Source organism: Chitinophaga rhizosphaerae (genome assembly GCF_003958645.1).
Taxonomy (GTDB): Bacteria; Bacteroidota; Bacteroidia; order Chitinophagales; family Chitinophagaceae; genus Chitinophaga; species Chitinophaga rhizosphaerae.
In genome coordinates this window covers 14,879-33,272 of record NZ_RXLO01000004.1, presented here as the reverse complement: position 1 = coordinate 33,272, position 18,394 = coordinate 14,879, and the positions used below count along the sequence as shown (strand labels likewise).

19 protein-coding genes are annotated in these 18,394 nt (G+C 53.8%); 6 read left to right on the top strand and 13 right to left on the bottom strand.

The window, feature by feature from the left end; all coding sequences use genetic code 11:
• Positions 1 to 15: 15 nt before the first annotated feature.
• From EJ361_RS10665 to EJ361_RS10645, 5 genes are all read right to left on the bottom strand, one after another.
• A complete protein-coding gene (locus tag EJ361_RS10665; RefSeq protein WP_126245613.1) occupies positions 16 to 291 on the bottom strand; it encodes a PqqD family protein in 276 nt (91 codons plus the stop codon).
• A 238-nt stretch (positions 292 to 529) separates the two neighbouring features.
• Positions 530 to 1,510 carry a FecR family protein gene (locus EJ361_RS10660; protein ID WP_126245612.1) on the bottom strand — a complete coding sequence of 327 codons (981 nt, stop codon included), beginning with the start codon at positions 1,508 to 1,510 and terminating at the stop codon, positions 530 to 532.
• Positions 1,511 to 1,573: 63 nt separating this feature from the next.
• Positions 1,574 to 2,110 carry an RNA polymerase sigma factor gene (locus EJ361_RS10655; protein WP_164714174.1) on the bottom strand — a complete coding sequence of 179 codons (537 nt, stop codon included), beginning with the start codon at positions 2,108 to 2,110 and terminating at the stop codon, positions 1,574 to 1,576.
• Positions 2,111 to 2,209: 99 nt separating this feature from the next.
• Positions 2,210 to 2,968 carry a head GIN domain-containing protein gene (locus EJ361_RS10650; protein ID WP_126245610.1) on the bottom strand — a complete coding sequence of 253 codons (759 nt, stop codon included), beginning with the start codon at positions 2,966 to 2,968 and terminating at the stop codon, positions 2,210 to 2,212.
• A 155-nt stretch (positions 2,969 to 3,123) separates the two neighbouring features.
• Positions 3,124 to 3,441 carry a carboxypeptidase-like regulatory domain-containing protein gene (locus EJ361_RS10645; RefSeq protein ID WP_126245609.1) on the bottom strand — a complete coding sequence of 106 codons (318 nt, stop codon included), beginning with the start codon at positions 3,439 to 3,441 and terminating at the stop codon, positions 3,124 to 3,126.
• 538 nt (positions 3,442 to 3,979) lie between these two features.
• Between EJ361_RS10645 and EJ361_RS10640 the strand changes: the two genes are divergently transcribed.
• Both EJ361_RS10640 and EJ361_RS10635 read left to right on the top strand, forming a co-directional pair.
• Positions 3,980 to 5,827, top strand: a complete 1,848-nt coding sequence (locus EJ361_RS10640) for a 2-oxoacid:acceptor oxidoreductase subunit alpha (RefSeq protein WP_126245608.1) — start codon at positions 3,980 to 3,982, stop codon at positions 5,825 to 5,827.
• Between the two features lie 89 nt (positions 5,828 to 5,916).
• Positions 5,917 to 6,516, top strand: coding sequence for a DUF6134 family protein (locus EJ361_RS10635; protein ID WP_126245607.1), 600 nt, complete (start codon positions 5,917 to 5,919; stop codon positions 6,514 to 6,516).
• Between the two features lie 116 nt (positions 6,517 to 6,632).
• On the opposite strand, the gene EJ361_RS10630 is transcribed toward EJ361_RS10635, so the two are convergent.
• The 7 genes from EJ361_RS10630 to gldA form a co-directional block, all read right to left on the bottom strand.
• Positions 6,633 to 7,823: a Gfo/Idh/MocA family protein gene (locus EJ361_RS10630; RefSeq protein WP_126245606.1), complete on the bottom strand. Its 1,191-nt coding sequence runs from the start codon at positions 7,821 to 7,823 to the stop codon at positions 6,633 to 6,635.
• A 26-nt stretch (positions 7,824 to 7,849) separates the two neighbouring features.
• Positions 7,850 to 9,037: a nucleoside permease gene (locus EJ361_RS10625; RefSeq protein WP_126245605.1), complete on the bottom strand. Its 1,188-nt coding sequence runs from the start codon at positions 9,035 to 9,037 to the stop codon at positions 7,850 to 7,852.
• Between the two features lie 71 nt (positions 9,038 to 9,108).
• Positions 9,109 to 9,753 carry an endonuclease III gene (gene nth / locus EJ361_RS10620; protein WP_126245604.1) on the bottom strand — a complete coding sequence of 215 codons (645 nt, stop codon included), beginning with the start codon at positions 9,751 to 9,753 and terminating at the stop codon, positions 9,109 to 9,111.
• 19 nt (positions 9,754 to 9,772) lie between these two features.
• Positions 9,773 to 9,916, bottom strand: a complete 144-nt coding sequence (locus tag EJ361_RS25595; protein ID WP_164714173.1) for a hypothetical protein — start codon at positions 9,914 to 9,916, stop codon at positions 9,773 to 9,775.
• 239 nt (positions 9,917 to 10,155) lie between these two features.
• Complete coding sequence (locus EJ361_RS10615; RefSeq protein ID WP_126245603.1) at positions 10,156 to 10,482, bottom strand: FtsB family cell division protein; 327 nt, start codon at positions 10,480 to 10,482, stop codon at positions 10,156 to 10,158.
• A 91-nt stretch (positions 10,483 to 10,573) separates the two neighbouring features.
• Positions 10,574 to 11,866, bottom strand: a complete 1,293-nt coding sequence (eno, locus tag EJ361_RS10610) for a phosphopyruvate hydratase (RefSeq protein ID WP_126245602.1) — start codon at positions 11,864 to 11,866, stop codon at positions 10,574 to 10,576.
• A gap of 52 nt (positions 11,867 to 11,918) precedes the next feature.
• Entirely contained in the window at positions 11,919 to 12,821 is a 903-nt protein-coding gene (gldA, locus tag EJ361_RS10605; protein WP_126245601.1) for a gliding motility-associated ABC transporter ATP-binding subunit GldA, read from the bottom strand.
• A gap of 245 nt (positions 12,822 to 13,066) precedes the next feature.
• Here gldA and EJ361_RS25590 point away from each other — a divergent pair, with 245 nt between their 5' ends.
• A complete protein-coding gene (locus tag EJ361_RS25590) occupies positions 13,067 to 13,216 on the top strand; it encodes a hypothetical protein (RefSeq protein WP_164714172.1) in 150 nt (49 codons plus the stop codon).
• An 83-nt stretch (positions 13,217 to 13,299) separates the two neighbouring features.
• Positions 13,300 to 14,667, top strand: coding sequence for a hypothetical protein (locus tag EJ361_RS10600; protein ID WP_126245600.1), 1,368 nt, complete (start codon positions 13,300 to 13,302; stop codon positions 14,665 to 14,667).
• Between the two features lie 51 nt (positions 14,668 to 14,718).
• On the opposite strand, the gene EJ361_RS10595 is transcribed toward EJ361_RS10600, so the two are convergent.
• Positions 14,719 to 15,126: a DUF4332 domain-containing protein gene (locus tag EJ361_RS10595; protein WP_126245599.1), complete on the bottom strand. Its 408-nt coding sequence runs from the start codon at positions 15,124 to 15,126 to the stop codon at positions 14,719 to 14,721.
• 127 nt (positions 15,127 to 15,253) lie between these two features.
• Here EJ361_RS10595 and EJ361_RS10590 point away from each other — a divergent pair, with 127 nt between their 5' ends.
• Both EJ361_RS10590 and bcp read left to right on the top strand, forming a co-directional pair.
• Positions 15,254 to 16,951 carry a peptidoglycan DD-metalloendopeptidase family protein gene (locus tag EJ361_RS10590; protein WP_164714171.1) on the top strand — a complete coding sequence of 566 codons (1,698 nt, stop codon included), beginning with the start codon at positions 15,254 to 15,256 and terminating at the stop codon, positions 16,949 to 16,951.
• A gap of 7 nt (positions 16,952 to 16,958) precedes the next feature.
• The gene (gene bcp, locus EJ361_RS10585; RefSeq protein WP_126245597.1) at positions 16,959 to 18,269 is read left to right on the top strand and encodes a thioredoxin-dependent thiol peroxidase; all 1,311 of its coding nucleotides are present in this window, start codon (positions 16,959 to 16,961) and stop codon (positions 18,267 to 18,269) included.
• Positions 18,270 to 18,394 lie beyond the last annotated feature (125 nt).

The window sequence follows — 18,394 nt, the reverse complement described above, 5'->3', positions numbered from 1 at the left end:
CTGGTTGGGGACCCATTAGCTACAATAGATTAATTCCGCATTCTCAAGTTGTTCAACGAGCCGCCACAAATCTTCCCGCAACTGGTCCGGGTAGACGTCGTATTCATTTTGCAGGATGCTCAAAGCTTCGTCGAATTGGTGGTGAGACGATATCAACTCCCAAAATCGCTTCCCGACATCATTCAACTCATAGAACCGTTCACTATGAACGTTCAGGATAACGAAAGCGTCTCCCATTTCCCGGGAAATCGTGTTTTTTGATATATTGATGTTTTTCTCGAATTGACTCATTCATTTATGGGGTTAAAATAGTATTAAATAGTGCTTCAATAAAAAGTAATTAGATATCAAAATTAAAATAATTCAGATAATCGAGATAATAATTCAACAAGCCCCGCGGAATTTTGTTTAAACCTCCTGTTTTTATCGGCGAAGGTTGGTAGAACGGTAGTTTCGGGGCATAAAAAATCCGGGCCCGCGGGCCCGGATGTCGTTGTTTTAAGTGGTGCTTATTAGCCTTATGGCAAGGTTATTTACGAACGGAATAGACGCCTTTGCTTTCTTCCACGATTTTCACGTTGGTAGATGCGGCGATCACTTTGAACATACTGTCTACATCCGGCTGGTCAAACGTTCCCATATAATCGAGGTTGGCCAGCGAGGGGTCGTCTACCTTGATCGTGATCCCGAAATAGTCTTCCATGGCTTCGAAGGTGGCGCGCAGCGGAACGTGCTGGAACACGAGGCGGTCGTCTTTCCAGGAAGTGAAATTGGGATCGGTGGCGGTTTCCGCCCTGGGATCTTTATCTGCCTGAACAGTAGCGGCATGGCCCGCAGTGAGCACGAGGGCGCCTGATTTGCGGGTGGCGTTGGAGAAAGCGACTTTCCCGGTAACCACATTGAGCCGTACCGGCTCTTCTCCGTATGCTTTGATGCCGAACGAAGTGCCGAGCACTTCCGTCTGCGAGGCGCCGGCGTGCACGATGAACGGGTGCGCTTCATTGGGCGCCACGTCGAAGAAAGCTTCGCCCTGGAGCGTGATGTCGCGGTTGTTTTGCGCGAATCGTTCGTTGTATTGCAGGGTGGAATGGCGGTTGAGATATACCTTACTGCCATCGGGCAGGGTGAAAAGTTGTTTTTCGGTGGTGGCCGCGAGGGTCACGTTTTTATCGGAACGGTTGAAGAAGATCGTGATCCCCGTGGCGATGATGGCGGCCACGCCGGCGGCGGCGAGCCATTTGCTGCGGCCGCGGTGGGCTACTTTCAGGGGCGCGGGCGCCTGGGTTTCGATCTTTTGGGAAAATCGTTCCCAGTTGGCGGCGGTATCGGGCTCGGGCATTTCGTTCCAGGCGTCGGCCGCCAGGTGCCAGGTATCTTTCAGCGCGTCGTAGTAGGCCTGGTTGGAGGGGTCTTCCCGCAGCCAGCCGGCCAGCTCCTGCTTTTCGGCCCCGGAGATCGTACCCTCGATATCCCGGGCGATCAGTGTATCCATATGTTCGTTGCTCAACATGCTAGTTTTTTTCTGATTGGAAATACTTCATGACAATGGTGTGGTCGGTGTAGGGAAGCATCGTCATTCCAAATATTCCCTGAGCGAATGGCGCAATTTTTTGAGCGCCGTGATCATTTGGTTTTCAACTGTTTTGACGGAAATCTGCATGGTGCTCGCGATTTCCTTGTAACTCATTTCCTCATACCGGCTCAAGACAAAAACCTCCCGGCATTTTTCCGGCAACGCGTCTACCGCCTGCCGGATGCGGGTCTGCGTTTCTGCGAGGTGGACCACCGGTGCGGTGGCCTGCTGTTCTTCCGCCGCCGGCCCGATTTCCTGGGGAGGGCCGCCCCGGCGCTTGTGCTTGTCTATATGGTCCAGCGCCATGTTTACCGCCGCGCGATGCAGGTAAGCCTTGAAGTAGACTTCCTCCAGCTGCCCGCGCCGGTTCCAGACCTTGATGAAAACCTCCTGCGCCAGGTCTTCCGCGGTGGCCATGTCGGGCACAAGCCGGTAGATCGACTTGCACACGAGCGCAAAGTAGGCCTGGAAGAGGGCTTTCATGAACTGGTGCTCATCTTCCCGAAGTAGTTGCAATAACCGGTCGTTTTCTGACATATTGCAAAAATAACCGGTTTGAGCTTTCGTAAATCGCCGGTCTGGACGAATGGTGGATGACAGTACAGCGCTTGTATTCATTGTGTCCTTTCGGTGGTGCTATTGTTTGATGACTTTTCCGGACCCGGTGATGTTGACGTTCACGGCGGGGTTGCCCCAGTAACGGATGTTCCCGCTCCCGGCTATTCTGGCTTTCAGGTTGTCTGTCACGGAAATGGACTGGTTGCCGGAGCCGCTGATGCGCACGTCTGCATTGACGGATTTTACGTCCTGCGCCTGGATGTTGCCGCTGCCGCTGATGTCTGCGAAATATTCGCGGGCTTTGCCGGTGGCCCGGATGTTGCCGGAGCCATTGAGGTAGAAGCGCACTTCGTTGGCGTCCACTTTCAGTTGGCCGTCGCCACTGCCGTTCAGCTCGGCGGTGAACTGGGTGGTATGAATGGTATCCGGCGCGGTGATGCTGCCCGATCCGGAGAATACGACCCGGCGGTAATCTTCGCTCTGGATCTGTACCCGGATCTGTTTGTGTTTCCTGAGATTGAGGCCGTTGCGCATTTTGATGCGGAGCGTGGTGCCGCTAACGTAGGTTTCCACGTAGCGCATGACGTTGTCTTCCGCTTCCACCACCAGGGGAACATTGGGCCCCTGCTCGATGACGATGTCCATAGACCCGTCGATGGTGACTTCATTGAAGGGGCTGACCGCCCGTTCTTCGGTGATCATGCGGCCGGAGCCGAAGACGTTTTCGTGGCTGCAGCCGGTGAGGATGAGCCCGAAGATGGCCAGAAGGCAAAGGAGGAGCCCGGCGCCGAGGCCGCCAAGGGCGATAACTGATTCTTTTTTAGCCGTCATTTTCATTACTGTCTTTTTTAAAGGGGTATTCCGCAATGGAGGCGGATGTAATAATGACGGCGAAAGGAGGTGCTACCCCCAAAAGGGCGGGAAAAAAATAAGCCGGCCGCCTCTGCAAGGCGGACCGGCTTGATTAACCCCTATGAAAACCAACTATTTACTTATTGTGCCAGTTTGATTTCGCCAAGGTCGGTAGCTTTACCGTCCTCTACTTTCACGTCGGTGATGGTAGCGTCTTTAAAGGGTTCCTTGGCGTCAACAACTACGGTGTAAGTGCCGGCTTTGGCTTCTGCGAAAGAGAAGGCGCCGTCGGCAATGGCTGCTTTCAGGGTATCAGTACCGGAAACAGCCCAGGCTTCGGTTGCACCGTCTGCGGGAACTACTTTACCGGAAATGGTACCGCCTGCGATTCCTTTGAAGGCGAAAGCGCCGAAAGCAACGGCCGCAACTGCTAACAAACTCATTTTTGCTTTTTTCATAGCATACAATTTTTAAGGTTTAATAATAAAGAATGGTTCAAGTAAACGTTTTCAATAAACAAACTTATTAGTGCTGAAATATTGATCACTATTGGTTTTTTTACAATTACCATGCCACCTGATCAAAATTCACTGCTTTAACAAATCTTTATAAATCCTTTAACACACTGGGTTTGCGGCGATCCTGAATACTACTTATTTACGTAGTGCCGTTGACGTTAGTTAGGCAATATCCCTTCCTGTGAAGGGTTTCAAACGACACGAAACTGCTGTTACCCGCCAATTTCTCACGGGGCAAAAAATATCAAATACCTTGCCGGAAAAACAACAGTAAGCGCTTCTGTAATGGGGCATTCCATTTAGTTATGAGAAAAGTCTACTGGTTTTGTATACTTTTGAGGCGGGAAAAGGTCGCCGGAAATGCGGCTGATTCAGTAATTTTACGGGATTTTTGTAGCAGCCTGTGAAACCGACCCCTGGTCCGGCCGCAGGCTAACATATTTGTCCATTATATATATCATCATAAAGCAAACATCAAATGTCCGATAGAACGATTCAACAGATAGAGGATGTAGTGATAAAATTTGCGGGCGACAGTGGCGACGGCATGCAGTTGACGGGTACGCAATTCTCGAATAACACGGCGCTAATCGGCAACGATCTGAGCACTTTCCCCGATTTCCCCGCGGAGATCCGCGCGCCCCAGGGCACGCTTCCCGGCGTGAGCGGCTTCCAGCTGCATTTCTCGTCTAACCGCATCTTCACCCCCGGCGATGCCTGCGATGTACTCGTAGCCATGAACGCCGCGGCGCTCAAAGCCAACCTGAAAGGCCTGAAGAAAGGCGGCATCATCATCGCCAATACCGACGGCTTCGATGCCAAAAACCTCCGCCTGGCCAATTACCCCGACGGCGTAAATCCCATCGAAGACGGCTCCCTCGCCAACTACCAGCTCCATACCATGGACGTAACCAAGATGACGCGGGAAGCCCTCAAGGAAAGCCCCCTCGGCATGAAGGAAAAAGACCGCGCCAAAAACATGTTCGTGCTCGGGTTCCTCTATTGGCTTTACGACCGCGATATGGAAAGCACGGTCAACTTCCTGACCGACAAGTTCGGCAAGAAGCCCGATATCCTCGACAGTAACCTGAAAGTGCTCCAGGCCGGTTACAACTTCGCCGAAACCGTGGAAGCCTTCGCCTCGCGGTTCAAGGTGGAAAAAGCCCGGATGGAGCCCGGCACCTACCGCAGCATCACCGGGAATACGGCACTGTCTTACGGCCTCGTAGCGGCAGGACAGCAGTCCGGCCTCCCCATTTTCCTCGGAACCTACCCGATCACGCCCGCGTCAGACATCCTGCACGAGCTGAGCAAGTATAAAAACTTCGGCATCCGTACCTTCCAGGCGGAAGACGAGATCGCCGGCATCGCCTCGGCCATCGGCGCGTCTTACGGCGGGCACATGGGCATCACCACCACTTCCGGCCCCGGCGTGGCGCTCAAGGGCGAAGCCATGGGCCTGGCCGTGATGCTGGAAATCCCGCTGCTGATCATCGACATCCAGCGCGGCGGGCCGTCTACCGGTTTGCCCACCAAAACAGAACAGTCGGACCTCCTGCAGGCGTACTACGGCCGTAACGGCGAATGCCCCATGCCTGTGGTAGCCGCCGCAACGCCTTCGGACTGCTTCAATATGGCGTTCGAAGCGTTTAAACTGTCTGTCCAGCACATGACCCCGGTGATCCTCCTCAGCGACGGTTACATCGCCAACGGCGCTGAGCCCTGGCGCTTCCCGAAACAGGCCGATCTGCCGAAAATCGAAGTGAATTTCAAGAAAGGCCTTGCGGAAGACGAAGAAACCTTCCTGCCCTATCAGCGTAACGAGGACCTGGTCCGCCCCTGGGCCGTGCCAGGCACCCCCGGCCTCGAGCACCGCATCGGCGGCCTGGAGAAACAGAATATTACGGGCAACGTGAGCTACGATCCGGAAAACCACCAGCTGATGGTGAAGATCCGCCAGGAGAAAGTGGACAAGATCGCTGATCATATTCCGTTACAGGATATCGAAGTAGGGCCTGAAAAAGGTAAAGTGCTCGTACTGGGCTGGGGTTCTACCTTCGGCGCCATCAAGAGCGCGGTGATCGAACTGCTGGCCGAAGGGCACGAAGTGGCGCATGCCCACATCCGCTACCTGCGCCCTTTCCCCCGCAACCTGGAAGAAATCCTGCACAGCTACGACCATGTGCTGATCCCGGAGATCAACAACGGTCAGCTCATCAAGATCATCCGCGAACAATTCCTCATCCCCGCCAAAGGTTACAACAAGATCATGGGCGTTCCCATCACCAAAGGCGAACTGGTGGAAAAAATCCGGGAATTACTGTAAAACGATCGAACACACAATAAAAAAGGGCGGTTGCTGCGAAATGCGGTAACCGCCTTTTTCGTATATTGTTTTACTTAACCCTTTCCGCCATGAACCTGAGCCGCCCATTTAACCGAATTGCATCGATCTTGCTGGCGCCGGTCTTTTTCCTGACCACCGCGTTCCAGAACCCCCATTCCTATGTGTACGACATCTACCTCGGCAACAATCCCATCGGAACCGTAACCGTGAAGCTGCAGCAAACGCCCGACGGGCGTACGATCACCATGCAAAGCCGGGTACAATCCAAGCTCATGGCGCGGATGGAGGTGGATATCACCACAGCATACCGCCAGCATGTGCTACATGAATCGCTCGCAGTGCGGAAAGGCGGCGAACGGCTGACCTCCGTCAAAAGGAACGGGAAAAACTATGTGATCGTGCATAAGGGCGAAACGCGGCACCTCGCGTCCGATGGAATTCTCTATTGCGTGGGCGACCTTTACTTCTCCGAGCCGGCAGCCGTGCATACCGTTTTCAGTGAAACCCTGGGCAAGGAGCTCATCCTCCGCCACCTCGGCAACCATAACTACGAACTGCAGCTGCCCGAAGGCAAGCGCAACGTCTATCATTACGATAAAGGGAAATGCACCGAAGTGGAAGTGAACCATGCGCTGGGGAAAGCGCGGTTCGTACTGCGCCTGTCGTAGTAGCTGCGGACGTTTCGTGCCAATCCGTACATACTGCCGCGTAAGCGGGATTCCGATACTAAAAAGCCGCCCCGGCATTTTTCCGGGACGGCTTTTTCTATCTTCAGACGGCAGGATCAGAGCACCTTTTCGATGATCTCGCCGGTTTTTTTGTCTTTCAGGATGAGTTTCTGGCTGCCGAAGTGCGTCATTTCTTCCTTGATGAGGTAGAATTGATCGTTGTAGCTGGTCAGCGCTTTTTCTTTCTGTACGCCTTCCTGTCCGCGCCAAACGGGCAGTTTCACCGGTTCCCATTGCTTGGAAGCGGCGGAGCGGTAGGCTGCATCGAGGATGGCGTTTACCACGTACCCGTCGTAAAACGTTTCCTGCGGGGCTTTTCCGGCTTCCACGGCGTTGAACATATCGGCAAACATGTGGTTGTAGCCAAGCTCGTTCAGCTCATCGCCCACGGGGAAGAGCCATCCGGAGTTGCTTTCGGCTTTTTCGGCCACGTAATCGGCGCCCTTGCCGGTGGTGAACATGTCGAACCCGGTGCGGAGGAAGCTGTTGAGCCAGATGGTTCCCTCGGAGCCCATGACCTCGTCGCGGAGGTCGAGGCCGCCGCGGAAGGTCCAGCTCACTTCGAACTGGCCGATGGCGCCATTTTCGTATTTCACCAGGCCGATGGCATGGTCTTCGGCGTCGATGGGTTTCACCTGGGTGTCTGCCCAGCACATCACTTCCACGGGCTTGATGTCTTTGCCGATGAAGCTCCGTGCGATTTCCACGCAGTGGCAACCGAGGTCGAGCATACAACCGCCGCCTGCCTGTTCCTTATCCCAGAACCAGTCGGAGTGGGGGCCAGGGTGCGTCTCGCGGGATTTGGCCCAGAGGATTTTTCCGAGTGCGCCGGCTTTAACGGACTGGAGGGCTTTGAGGAATTTGGGCGTATACACGAGGTCTTCCAGGTAACCGTTGAAGATGCCGGCTTTCTCCACGGCTTCCATCATACGTTGTGCTTCCTCGGCATTGCGGCCCAGGGGCTTGGTGCACATCACGGCCTTCTTGGCCTTGCAGCAGGCCAGTACAGCGGCTTCGTGGAGATTGTTGGGAAGCGAGATGCAGACCATGTCCACATCCGGATGGTTGATCGCCTCTTCCATGTTGGTGGTCCAGTGATCGCAATTATAGTCTTCCGCGAACTTCTTCGCGCTTTCTTCCCTGCGGGAATAGATGCTCACGATCTTGTCGCGGCTCCGTTGTCCCTGTAAAGAATCTGCATAGAACCGTCCGATGAACCCGGACCCCAGCATTGCAATTTTCGCCATAGTTTTCTTGGATTTATACGTTTATATCAGTTTGTTTTTCTGTCGCGGAACGCCAAAATGAAATACAGCAGTACCATGGCTGCGATGTATACGGGCACCATCCAGATGCTGGACCAGTTGCGCACGCCGTTATCGGCGTAGTAATCGGCCACCATGCCCGAAAAGAGCGTCCCGATCACCATGCCGAGGCCGTAAGTGGCGAAAGTGAAGAGCCCCTGTGCGGCGGACTTGATTTTCTCCCCTGCTTTCTTTTCGGTATAAAGATACCCGGTCACGAAGAAGAAATCGTAACAAATGCCATGCAGGATGATGCCGGTGTAGAGCATCCAGAGGTTGGCGCCACTGTCGCCATATGCGAAGAAGATATACCGGATGATCCATGCGCCCATGCCCAGGATCAGCATTTTCTTCACGCCGATGCGGTTCAGCAGCAGGGGAATGGCGAGGATGAACACTCCTTCGGAAATCTGTCCGTAAATCATTTTCCCGGCCGCATTTTCCATGCCGGCTTCATTGAGGAAGAGATTGGCGAAGCCGTAATAGAAGCTCAGCGGGATGCAGATAAGCACCGCGGCGATGAAGAACACGGTGTACGACCGGTCTTTCAACAACACGAGCGCATCGGCCCCCAGTGCCCGCGAGGCCGTCATGGCCGTATCTTTCGCGGGTGGCGGCGTATTGGGCAGCGTGAAGCTGTAAAGCCCCAGTAGCGTGGATGCGGCGGCGGCGATGATGAATATGAAATGCGTTTTCTCCACTTCCAGGTTGCTGATGAGGATACCGGAAAGGATCCAGCCTACGGTGCCGAACATACGGATGAAGGGGAACTGCTTCGTAGGGTCCTGCATCTGCGTGAACGCCACCGAGTTGCTCAGTGCAATGGTCGGCATATATAATAAGGAGTAAAACAGCACGATGCCAATGAAAACGGTGTTGTTCGTGGTGGTGGTGGCCAGGAGCAGCGTGCCGGCGCCCACGAGGTGCAACACGCCCATGATCTTTTGAGCGGAAAAATATTTATCGGCCACCATCCCCACGAAAACGGGAGAGATCATGGTGGCGATGGCCAGCGCCATATAGGCGTAACTGATCTGCTGGCCGGAAGAATGAAGTTGGGTAGCCATGTAACTGTTCATGGAAACGTACCATGCTCCCCAGATAAAATACTGGAGGAACATCATGAATGATAGTTGAAGGGACTTGCTGGATTTCACCGTGTGGAATTTTTAAATTTTTTTAATTTCTCCAATATAGTGAAAAACAGAACTCCTGGTATTCCTATTTTTTAGGATTTCATCAGTTGTTGATAATATTTGCACACTTTCCGCAAACCGCACTCCCCGCATTTGGGGTTTCGGGCGATGCAGATGTACCGGCCGTGGAGGATGAGCCAGTGGTGGGCGATGTGCACTATATCTTCGGGGATGTATTTGAGGAGCTGTTGTTCGGTCTGGAGCGGGGTTTTGGCGTTGGTGGTGAGGCCGAGGCGGGCGGACACGCGGAACACGTGGGTGTCTACGGCCATGTTGGGCTGCTGGTAGATGACGCTGGTGATCACGTTGGCGGTTTTGCGGCCTACCCCGGGGAGTTTTACGAGCTCGGGCACGGTAGACGGGATTTCGCCGTTGAAATCGTCCATCACCATATTGGCCATGCCGATGAGGTGTTTGGTCTTGTTATTGGGATAGCTGATGCTCCGGATGAGGGGGAAAAGATCGTCGAACGTAGCCTGTGCGAGATGCGGAATGTCCGGGTACTGCTGGAAGATGGCGGGTGTGGTCATGTTGACCCGCTTGTCCGTACATTGGGCAGACAGGATAACGGCAACGAGGAGTTGGTACGGGTTGTCGTACAGCAGCTCAGTTTCAGCGTCGGGCGCGTGATGTTCAAAATAATCGATTACGTACTGAAATCGTTCTTTCTTCGTCATGCACGCAAAATACTAAAAACTAACGCTCTTTGGCAGCTTCGTGGGCGTAATCGAAGATGGCCACCATCGTGGCGGGGCGGGGACTGTATTGAATACTGTCCAATGCCTGGATGGTTTGCAGATGCAGTTGTTGTTCCTCACGCTTCATTTCTTGCTCTTGCATGTGCAGGGTTTTTTGAGAAGGATCGGTTAATTCGCCTTGGCGGGCGGAAAAAGGCAGGGTAGAATTACTCATGCGTTTGATGGTTTGCTAGTTGTTAAATGGATTAAACAATCATCAGGTCACGAAACTTTCAGACGACAGATTTATAACGGAGAATGGCTAGACGGTATTGTTAAACTATGCCTTTTTTTTGAATTTAGCAAGTTTTTAACAAACGAAGGGGTGTGATAGTCAGGCGGTTAACGCTTGGGGTTGGGAGGGGTGGGAATGATGAACACGTCTTCATCGTCTTTTTTCATCATGTATTGCTCCCGTGCGAACTTTTCGAGTTTTACGGGGCTGGAAAAGAGGTCCTGGTGATTTTGACGGTCCTGTTCGATCTCTTTGAGATAGAAGTCTTTCTGATTTTCCAGCTGGTTGACTTCGCGGTAGAGCTGGAACTGGTAAAGGATGTTGTTACGGTCGAGGAAGAGGAGCCATGCGCCGAACAGGATACAGCTGATGATGTATTTGTTGCGGGCCCATGCGGGGATCCTGAATTTTGATTGCTGCTTCGTCTCTTCCATAATCACACTGTTTTATAAAATCCGGGCACTGACGTGCAGTGCCCGGAAAGATTTGTATTTGACCACTAATTAAACGCAGTGGGAAGAAAAATTATTTCTTACCAAATTTAATGGAATTTTTCGGATAAATGGCGCTGCTGTCCAGCAGTTCCTCGATGCGCAGGAGCTGGTTGTATTTGGCCATACGGTCTGTGCGGGAAGCGGAACCGGTTTTGATCTGACCGCAGTTCAGGGCCACAGCCAGGTCGGCGATGGTGGTGTCTTCCGTTTCGCCGGAACGGTGGCTCATGATGGAGGTGTAACCAGCTTTCTGCGCCATGGATACGGCGTTGATGGTTTCGGTGATGGTACCGATCTGGTTCACTTTGATCAGGATGGAGTTGGCGATATCCTGGTCGATACCCTGTTTCAGGCGTTTTACGTTGGTCACGAACAGATCGTCGCCCACCAGCTGTACGTTGGCACCGATGGCCTGGGTCTGTTTTTTCCAGCCGTTCCAGTCGTCTTCGGCCATGCCGTCTTCGATGGAAACGATGGGGTATTTTTTGCACCATTCTGCCCAGAAGGCTACCATTTCGTCGGAGGAGATGATTTTCTGGGAGGATTTGTAGAATTTGTAGGTGTTGTCTGCCTCGTTGTACATTTCGCTGGAAGCGGCGTCGAGCGCGATGGCGATCTGGGAGCCGGGTTTGTAGCCAGCGGCTTCGATGGCCTGGAGCACGGTTTCGATGGCTTCTTCGTTCGACTGGATTTCGGGGGCGAAACCGCCTTCGTCGCCAACGTTAGTGCTGTATCCTTTCTTTTTCAGTACGGATTTGAGGTGGTGGAACACTTCCACGCCCCAACGGAGGCCGTCGGAGAAGGTGTCTGCACCAACGGGGATGATCATGAACTCCTGGAAGTCGATCTTGTTATCGGCGTGAACGCCGCCGTTGATGATATTCATGAGGGGCAGCGGCAGGGTGGTGCCGTTTACGCCGCCGAGGTAGCGGAAGAGGGGGAGGCCGTAAGCTTCTGCTGCGGCTTTTGCCACGGCCATGGAAACGGCCAGGGTGGCGTTGGCGCCCAGTTTGGCTTTATTTTCGGTGCCGTCGAGCTCGATGAGGAGTTTGTCGATGCCGGCCTGGTCGGAGATATCCCAGCCGATCAGTTCGTCAGCGATCACTTCATTGACGTTTTTTACCGCTTTGAGAACACCTTTGCCCATGTACGCTCCCTTGTCGCCATCCCGCAGTTCAACGGCTTCGTGTTTCCCGGTAGATGCGCCGGAGGGCACGGCGGCGCGGCCGAGGTGACCGTCTTCCGTGGTTACGTCTACTTCCACCGTGGGGTTACCGCGGCTGTCTAAAATCTGTCTGGCATGGATCTCTGAAATGATACTCATGGGTAAAATTTTTATTGTTTAAATGCTGGAAAAAGTGACCTTTTCTTTACCACTAGTTTGTCAGTTCCCTGAACACGTCTTCGAGCGACAGCGAATTGCTCTGCAAAGAAAGGATGTTCCGGTTATTTATCAAAGCGAATTGCAGCAGGTTTTTCCGCACGGTTTCGGGGTCTGCGGTGTATAGCCGCCATGCGTTCCCTTCTGCCGGGGTTACCTTTTGGACGCCCGGGAGGGCTTCCAGATCTGCGGGGGCGGTTTCCTCGGCGAAGGCCACCTGGATGAATCCGGAGGCGCCCTGGCGGAGGGAGCTGATGGCCCCGTCTGCGATGATATGACCTTTATTAATGATGATGGCGCGGCTGCACAGGGCTTCCACTTCCTGCATGATGTGGGTGGAAAGCATGACCGTCTTGTTCTCCCCCAGTTCCCGGATGAGCCGGCGGATGTCTGCCAGCTGGTTGGGGTCGAGGCCGGAAGTGGGCTCGTCCAGGATGAGGACCTCCGGGTCGTGCAGCAGGGCCTGGGCCAGGCCCACGCGCTGTTTATAACCTTTTGATAACATGCCGATCTTCTTGTGGCGCTCCGGTGTGAGGCCCGTGCGAAGGATCATTTCGTCGATCCGCGCGGAGGCGCCCTTGCCCAGCCCGTGCATACCCGCGGCGAATTCCAGGAACTCGCGGATGTACATGTCCGGATACAGGGGGTTGGCTTCGGGGAGGTAACCTACGCGGCGGCGGACTTCCAGGGGAGCTTTGGCCACGTCGAACCCGCACACCGATGCCGAACCGCCGGTAGGCGGCAGGTAACCGGTGATGATCTTCATGGTGGTGGATTTACCGGCCCCGTTAGGCCCGAGGAACCCCACGATCTCGCCTTTCTGCAGGCTGAACGATATACCGTCCACCGCTTTTTGCTCCCCATACTGCTTCAGCAGCGCCGTTACGTTGATTGACATGCGTCGTTTTTGCGGTGACTAAATTAGCGTAAAAAAAATAGTTAACCACTAATCCCGCCGCCCCCGGCTTATAAATTTTCAAATCCACCTGCCCCCAAACCGGTGTAGAATATAGTTTCTGCGGCATTCATTCTCGATTAAATATATGAAATTTCTCTAATTCGTGTAGGTTGCTATTCAGCCGACTTTCTTAAACCCGTCACCTGTCAATATCGAACTTTCTCAGGAAGGCATTGGGTCTTTTCGTGGAATTTGAACCCAATGAACCTTTGCAGCCGGGCGCTACCATCCGCAGGGAATACGACCGCTGTGAAATAGGGCTCGCATGGAATCCGGAGATCCGTACGGACCGGCGGTTCGTGGAACTGATCGATGAGATCCGGAAAGGAGTGTAATGCCGGAAAAAGGGCCGCTACTAACTGCCCTTTTTCTTTGGAAATGAATTAGTTTCGCAGGATAGTTAACTCAACTTATATCTATGAAGAAATTTCTTTTATTCCTTTTGACGGTAAGCCCTTTCGCCGCAAAGTCGCAGAGTTATATAGAAAACCAGGAACTTTCGGAGAAAGCCGGTAAATTCTGGATCAATGGCATGGGGACGATGAAACGTCTCAGCCTGACGAATGTCCATAACAACGGCCAGATATTGCTACACAATGGCAGTTATGATGCGAACGCCACCAAGCGCCGCTGGGCGATCGGGTTAGACAATGCGGAGTCGGGAACGGGTAACACCGGGAGCGATTTTATGCTTTGGAATTACAATGATGCCGGTGTGTATAAAGGACTTTCCCTTTCTGTATCCCGATCTTCAGGCACAGTAAATTTTCATCAGGGAATTAACTTGATGAATACTACCGCCAATTACATCTTCTATACAGCTGCGGGCTACGGCGCGCCGGCTTTCACCACGCGTTCCCTCGGTACCAAAATGGTCTTGCATCCGTCCGTAACCTCGACCACAACTGATTATGCCATCGGCCTCGAGAAAAACGGCAGCTACACGGAATCCTGGTTCGGAATGCCCGATAATACGCATTACAGCAGTTTGAATTTCTACGGTGGCAACAAGGAAGTGGGCCGGATAGACGGGCTGGGAAGCAGTCAGTGGGAAGGACACGGCCGTTTCAAGGGTTGGTACACCGGTTTTGGCGTTGGCCCCGCAGCAGAAATCGGCGTTTCCGGAACGGTAGCCTGTTATATCGGATACAACCGTACCAGCGCATCCTACATTCCTGCTTACATGGCCGGAGGCAATGGATCCACGTTTACCAGCTTGCTGATTAATGAAACGGGTGTGGGGATCGGGGTAGGAACAGCTGGAACATATGCCGGGAAACTGAGCGTGTATGACGCCATCAACGGAAAATCTACTATTACCCTTCAATCCGCGTCGAATTCCCGTTTCTGGATACAAGAGGGAGGAAGTATCCTGCGGATTGGTGGTATCGGCTCGGCAGCGCCCGCAATGGGCGCTATCAACGTTACCAATGGCGGCCTCGTCGGCATCGGCACCCTCGTTCCCCAATCCGAACTTTCCGTAAACGGCACCATCACTTCCAAAAAAGTGAAAGTGCTGAACACCGGATGGGCCGACTACGTCTTCCTGCCGGATTACCAGTTGCCAACCCTTCGGGAAGTGGAACGCCACATCCGCGAGAAAGGCCACCTGAAAGACATCCCGTCAGAAAAAGAAGTGGAAAAAGAAGGGGTAGACCTGGGCGAAATGAATAAAAAACTCCTCGCCAAAGTAGAGGAACTGACGCTCTACCTCATCGAACAGAATAAAAAACTGGAAGCGCTGGAAAAGTGGAAATCGGAGCAGGAAGAGAAAGCCGGTAAATAAAACAAGGGCGGGGAATGATCTCCGCCCTTGCTGTTTTTGTTGGTCACTGCATTAGTAAGTGACGGCCGGCTCCAGGTCGCGCGCCTGGTCGATCATCGACTGTATTTCCGACAGCGAGGGCGCCCGGCCGCTGAGGTTCTTCAGCTGGTTCAGTTCGGTCACCTTGGCGTGGAGGTTCTCTGCGTTGCGGTTCCGCAATTCCTTCACCGTATCTACACCAGCGGCTTCGAGAAGCTCTGCGAACTGGTCGCCCACGCCATTCAGCCGCATCAGGTCTGCATGGTTCACCCATGTGAGGATCAAAGTTTCCGGAATGCCTGTGGATTCCGCGATGCGGGAACGGCCGCTTCTGGCCTGCCCGTCTTCCAGCAGCTTCTCCACGGTGTCAATACCGATGCCTTTCAGTTTTCCTGCGAAGTTGGGCCCTATGCCCTGGATCTCTTGTATCGGATAGCTCATAAAACAGATTGGTTTTGGTAAATGGAAATTAAGGAAAAGGGCACAGTTGTTGGCAAAAAAAATGTTAATTCGCTGTCAATCATGGATTGCCGTATTCAGGCTCTCCTTTAACCCTTACATTTGCAGGATGAAAAGATCGATCGCCCTCTTGCTCATGCTCCCGCAATTCGTGCAGGCGCAGTCGATGCCGGAGAAACATTACCCGAAAGGTTATTTCAGGAATCCGTTGAACGTACCTATGGAGCTCGCCGGCAACTTCGGCGAACTGCGTCCCAATCACTTCCATTCCGGGCTCGACCTCAAGACCCAACAGCGCGAGAACCTCCCCGTTCACGCCGCCGCCGATGGTTATGTAAGCCGCGTAGCCGTGTCGCACACCGGCTTCGGGAACGTGCTCTACATCACGCATCCCAACGGTTACACCACAGTATACGCCCACCTCAATAAATTCTTTCCGCAGCTCGACGAATACGTGGAGCGCAAACAATATGAGCTCGAAAGCTGGGCGGCGGACCTTACCATCCCGCCAGACCTTTTCCCCGTTAAGAAAGGCGAATTCGTTGCCTGGAGCGGGAATACAGGTGGCTCCGCAGGCCCGCACCTCCATTTCGAGATCCGCGATTCCCACACCGAAAAGCCCCTCAACGGCATGCTCTTCGGATTCAATATCCCCGACACCCGCGACCCGGAAATCTCCCGCATCGTGGTGTACGACCGCAACCGCAGCATCTTTGAGCAAACGCCCATGGTAGTGCCGGTCCATAAGGGAAAAGACGGGAAATACGCCGCCAGCCGGCCGCTCGTAAAGGTGCCCACCAGCAAGGTGAGCCTGGGCGTGAGCGCGCTCGACCGGCAGTCCAATTCCCCCAACCCCAACGGCATCTACGAAGCCATGCTGCTCCGCGATGGCGCGCTGGACCTGGGTTTCCAGCTGGATAACATCGGGTACGACGAAACGCGCTACCTCAACGCGCACATCGATTATAAAATGAAGAAGGGTGGCGGACCATACGTGCAACTACTGTTCGCGCTCCCCGGCAACCAGCTCGATATTTACCATGACAAGGCGGGAGAAGACGGGGTGATCGACCTGTCTGACGGACAGGCGCACCCGGTGACCGTCCGCGTAACGGATGCTTACGGCAACACTTCCGATGTGAAGATTTCGCTGCAGCAAAGCGGCGGCAAGACGGCCGAAGCGGTCTGCGCCAACCGGATGTTCCCCGAATCGATGAATATTTTCGAGAACAACCAGGTGGAATTCAGTTTGGATGAAGGCTCGCTGTACGACGAGGTTTGTTTCCGGTATTCGGAGATCGCGGCGGGTAGTGGATATTCGAACATTTATCGTTTGCATTCCGCGCTCGTGCCGCTGCACGCAGGGTTCAGTCTGCGGATAAAACCCACGCGCGCAGTGCCGGCGCATTTGAAGGATAAGATGGTTTTGGAGCGGAAAGGGTTCGGGGAAAGCGTGACGCCGGCCACGGCGGAGGGAGACGGATGGTATCGCGGAAGCTCGCGCGACCTGGGGGATTTCCAGCTGGTGATCGATACCATTCCTCCGAAAATCACGCTGCTGGGCGGCATCAAGCAGAACGCCAACCTCGGCAGCGCCACGCGCATAGCGTTCAGTATGAGCGACGGCAGCGGGGTGAAATCCTACCGCGCGGAGCTCGACGGAAAATGGTTGCGCTTTTCGCGAAAAAGTAACGTAGTTTCTTATAATTTTGATAAGCATTGCCCTCCGGGTACGCATACCCTTACGCTCACCGTGACGGACATTGCCAATAACTCATCCACATATACTTTGACGTTTAAACGCTAGTAACACCATGACGCATCTGCAACCTGGGGTAAGCGCCCCCGACTTTTCCGCCGTGGACCAGCATGGTAACACCATATCGCTGGCCGATTTCAGAGGAAAGAAAGTCATCCTCTATTTTTATCCGCACGACATGACGCCAGGCTGTACAACCCAGGCCTGCAATCTGCGCGATCACCATTCCCAGCTGTTGAACAGGGGGTATGCCGTGATCGGGGTTAGTGAGGATGACGCGGCAAGCCACAAGAAATTTAGCGACAAGTACGACCTGCCCTTCCCCATTCTCGTGGATACCGGCCACGACATCCTGAATGCCTACGGCGTTTGGGGAGAAAAGACATTCATGGGCCGTACTTACGACGGTACCCATCGTACCACATTCCTCATCGATGAGGAAGGCAACATCGCCCACATCATCGCGAAGCCTGACAACGGAGACCACGCCCGCGAGATCATCGCACTTTGGGAAGGTAATACGGACGGTTGGGTGGATGTGAAACCGGAAGAAGAAAAAGCCGCCGAGCCCGTAACCGCCGCAACCACGGAAGCTGCCGTTGAAGTTGCTGCCGCTCCCGCTGCTGCGCCTGCTCCGGCCGCGCCAGCTAAAAAAGCGCCTGCAAAAAAGAAGGCCGCTCCCGCTGAAAAGAAAGCGGCACCTGCAGCGCCTGCTAAAAAGCCCGCTGCCAAGGCAAAACCGGCTCCGAAAGCGAAAGCCGCTACCAAAGCGAAGCCCGCCGCCAAAAAAGCCGCCGCTAAAGCTGCACCTGCCAAACCCGCTGCTAAAAAGGCTGCTGCCAAGCCTGCCGCCAAAAAAGCTGCTGCGAAAGCAAAACCCGTAGCGAAAAAAGCCGCCGCCAAAGCAAAACCCGCTCCCAAAGCGAAAGCGAAAACAGCCGTTAAAGCTAAACCCGTAGCCAAGAAAGCCGTTGCGAAAGCCAAACCCGCTCCCAAAGCCAAGGCGAAAGTAAAAGCAAAACCGGTGGCGAAGAAAGCTGCCGTTAAAGCGAAACCCATAGCGAAAAAAGCTGTAGCCAAAACCAAACCTGCTCCCAAAGCCAAGGCGAAAGTGAAGGCAAAGCCCGTAGCGAAGAAAGCCGCCGTTAAAGCGAAACCCGTAGCGAAGAAAGCTGTAGCGAAAGCCAAACCCGCTCCCAAAGCCAAGGCGAAAGCAAAAGCGAAACCGGTAGCGAAGAAAGCCGCCTCCAAAGCGAAGCCGGTAGCCAAAAAAGCCGCCGTGAAAGCAAAACCGAAACCGGCTCCGAAAGCAAAGGCCAAGGTAAAAGCAAAGCCCGCTCCCAAGGCTAAAGCGAAAAAACGCTAAGCCAAAGCGTAAGAATATCCGCGCCAATCCCGCGAAATAACAAGGCTGACCGTAATGGTCAGCCTTGTTTGTTTATGCCGGATGAAAACCGAAGGTCGCTTCTATCGGCTTTCCTGAATGATATT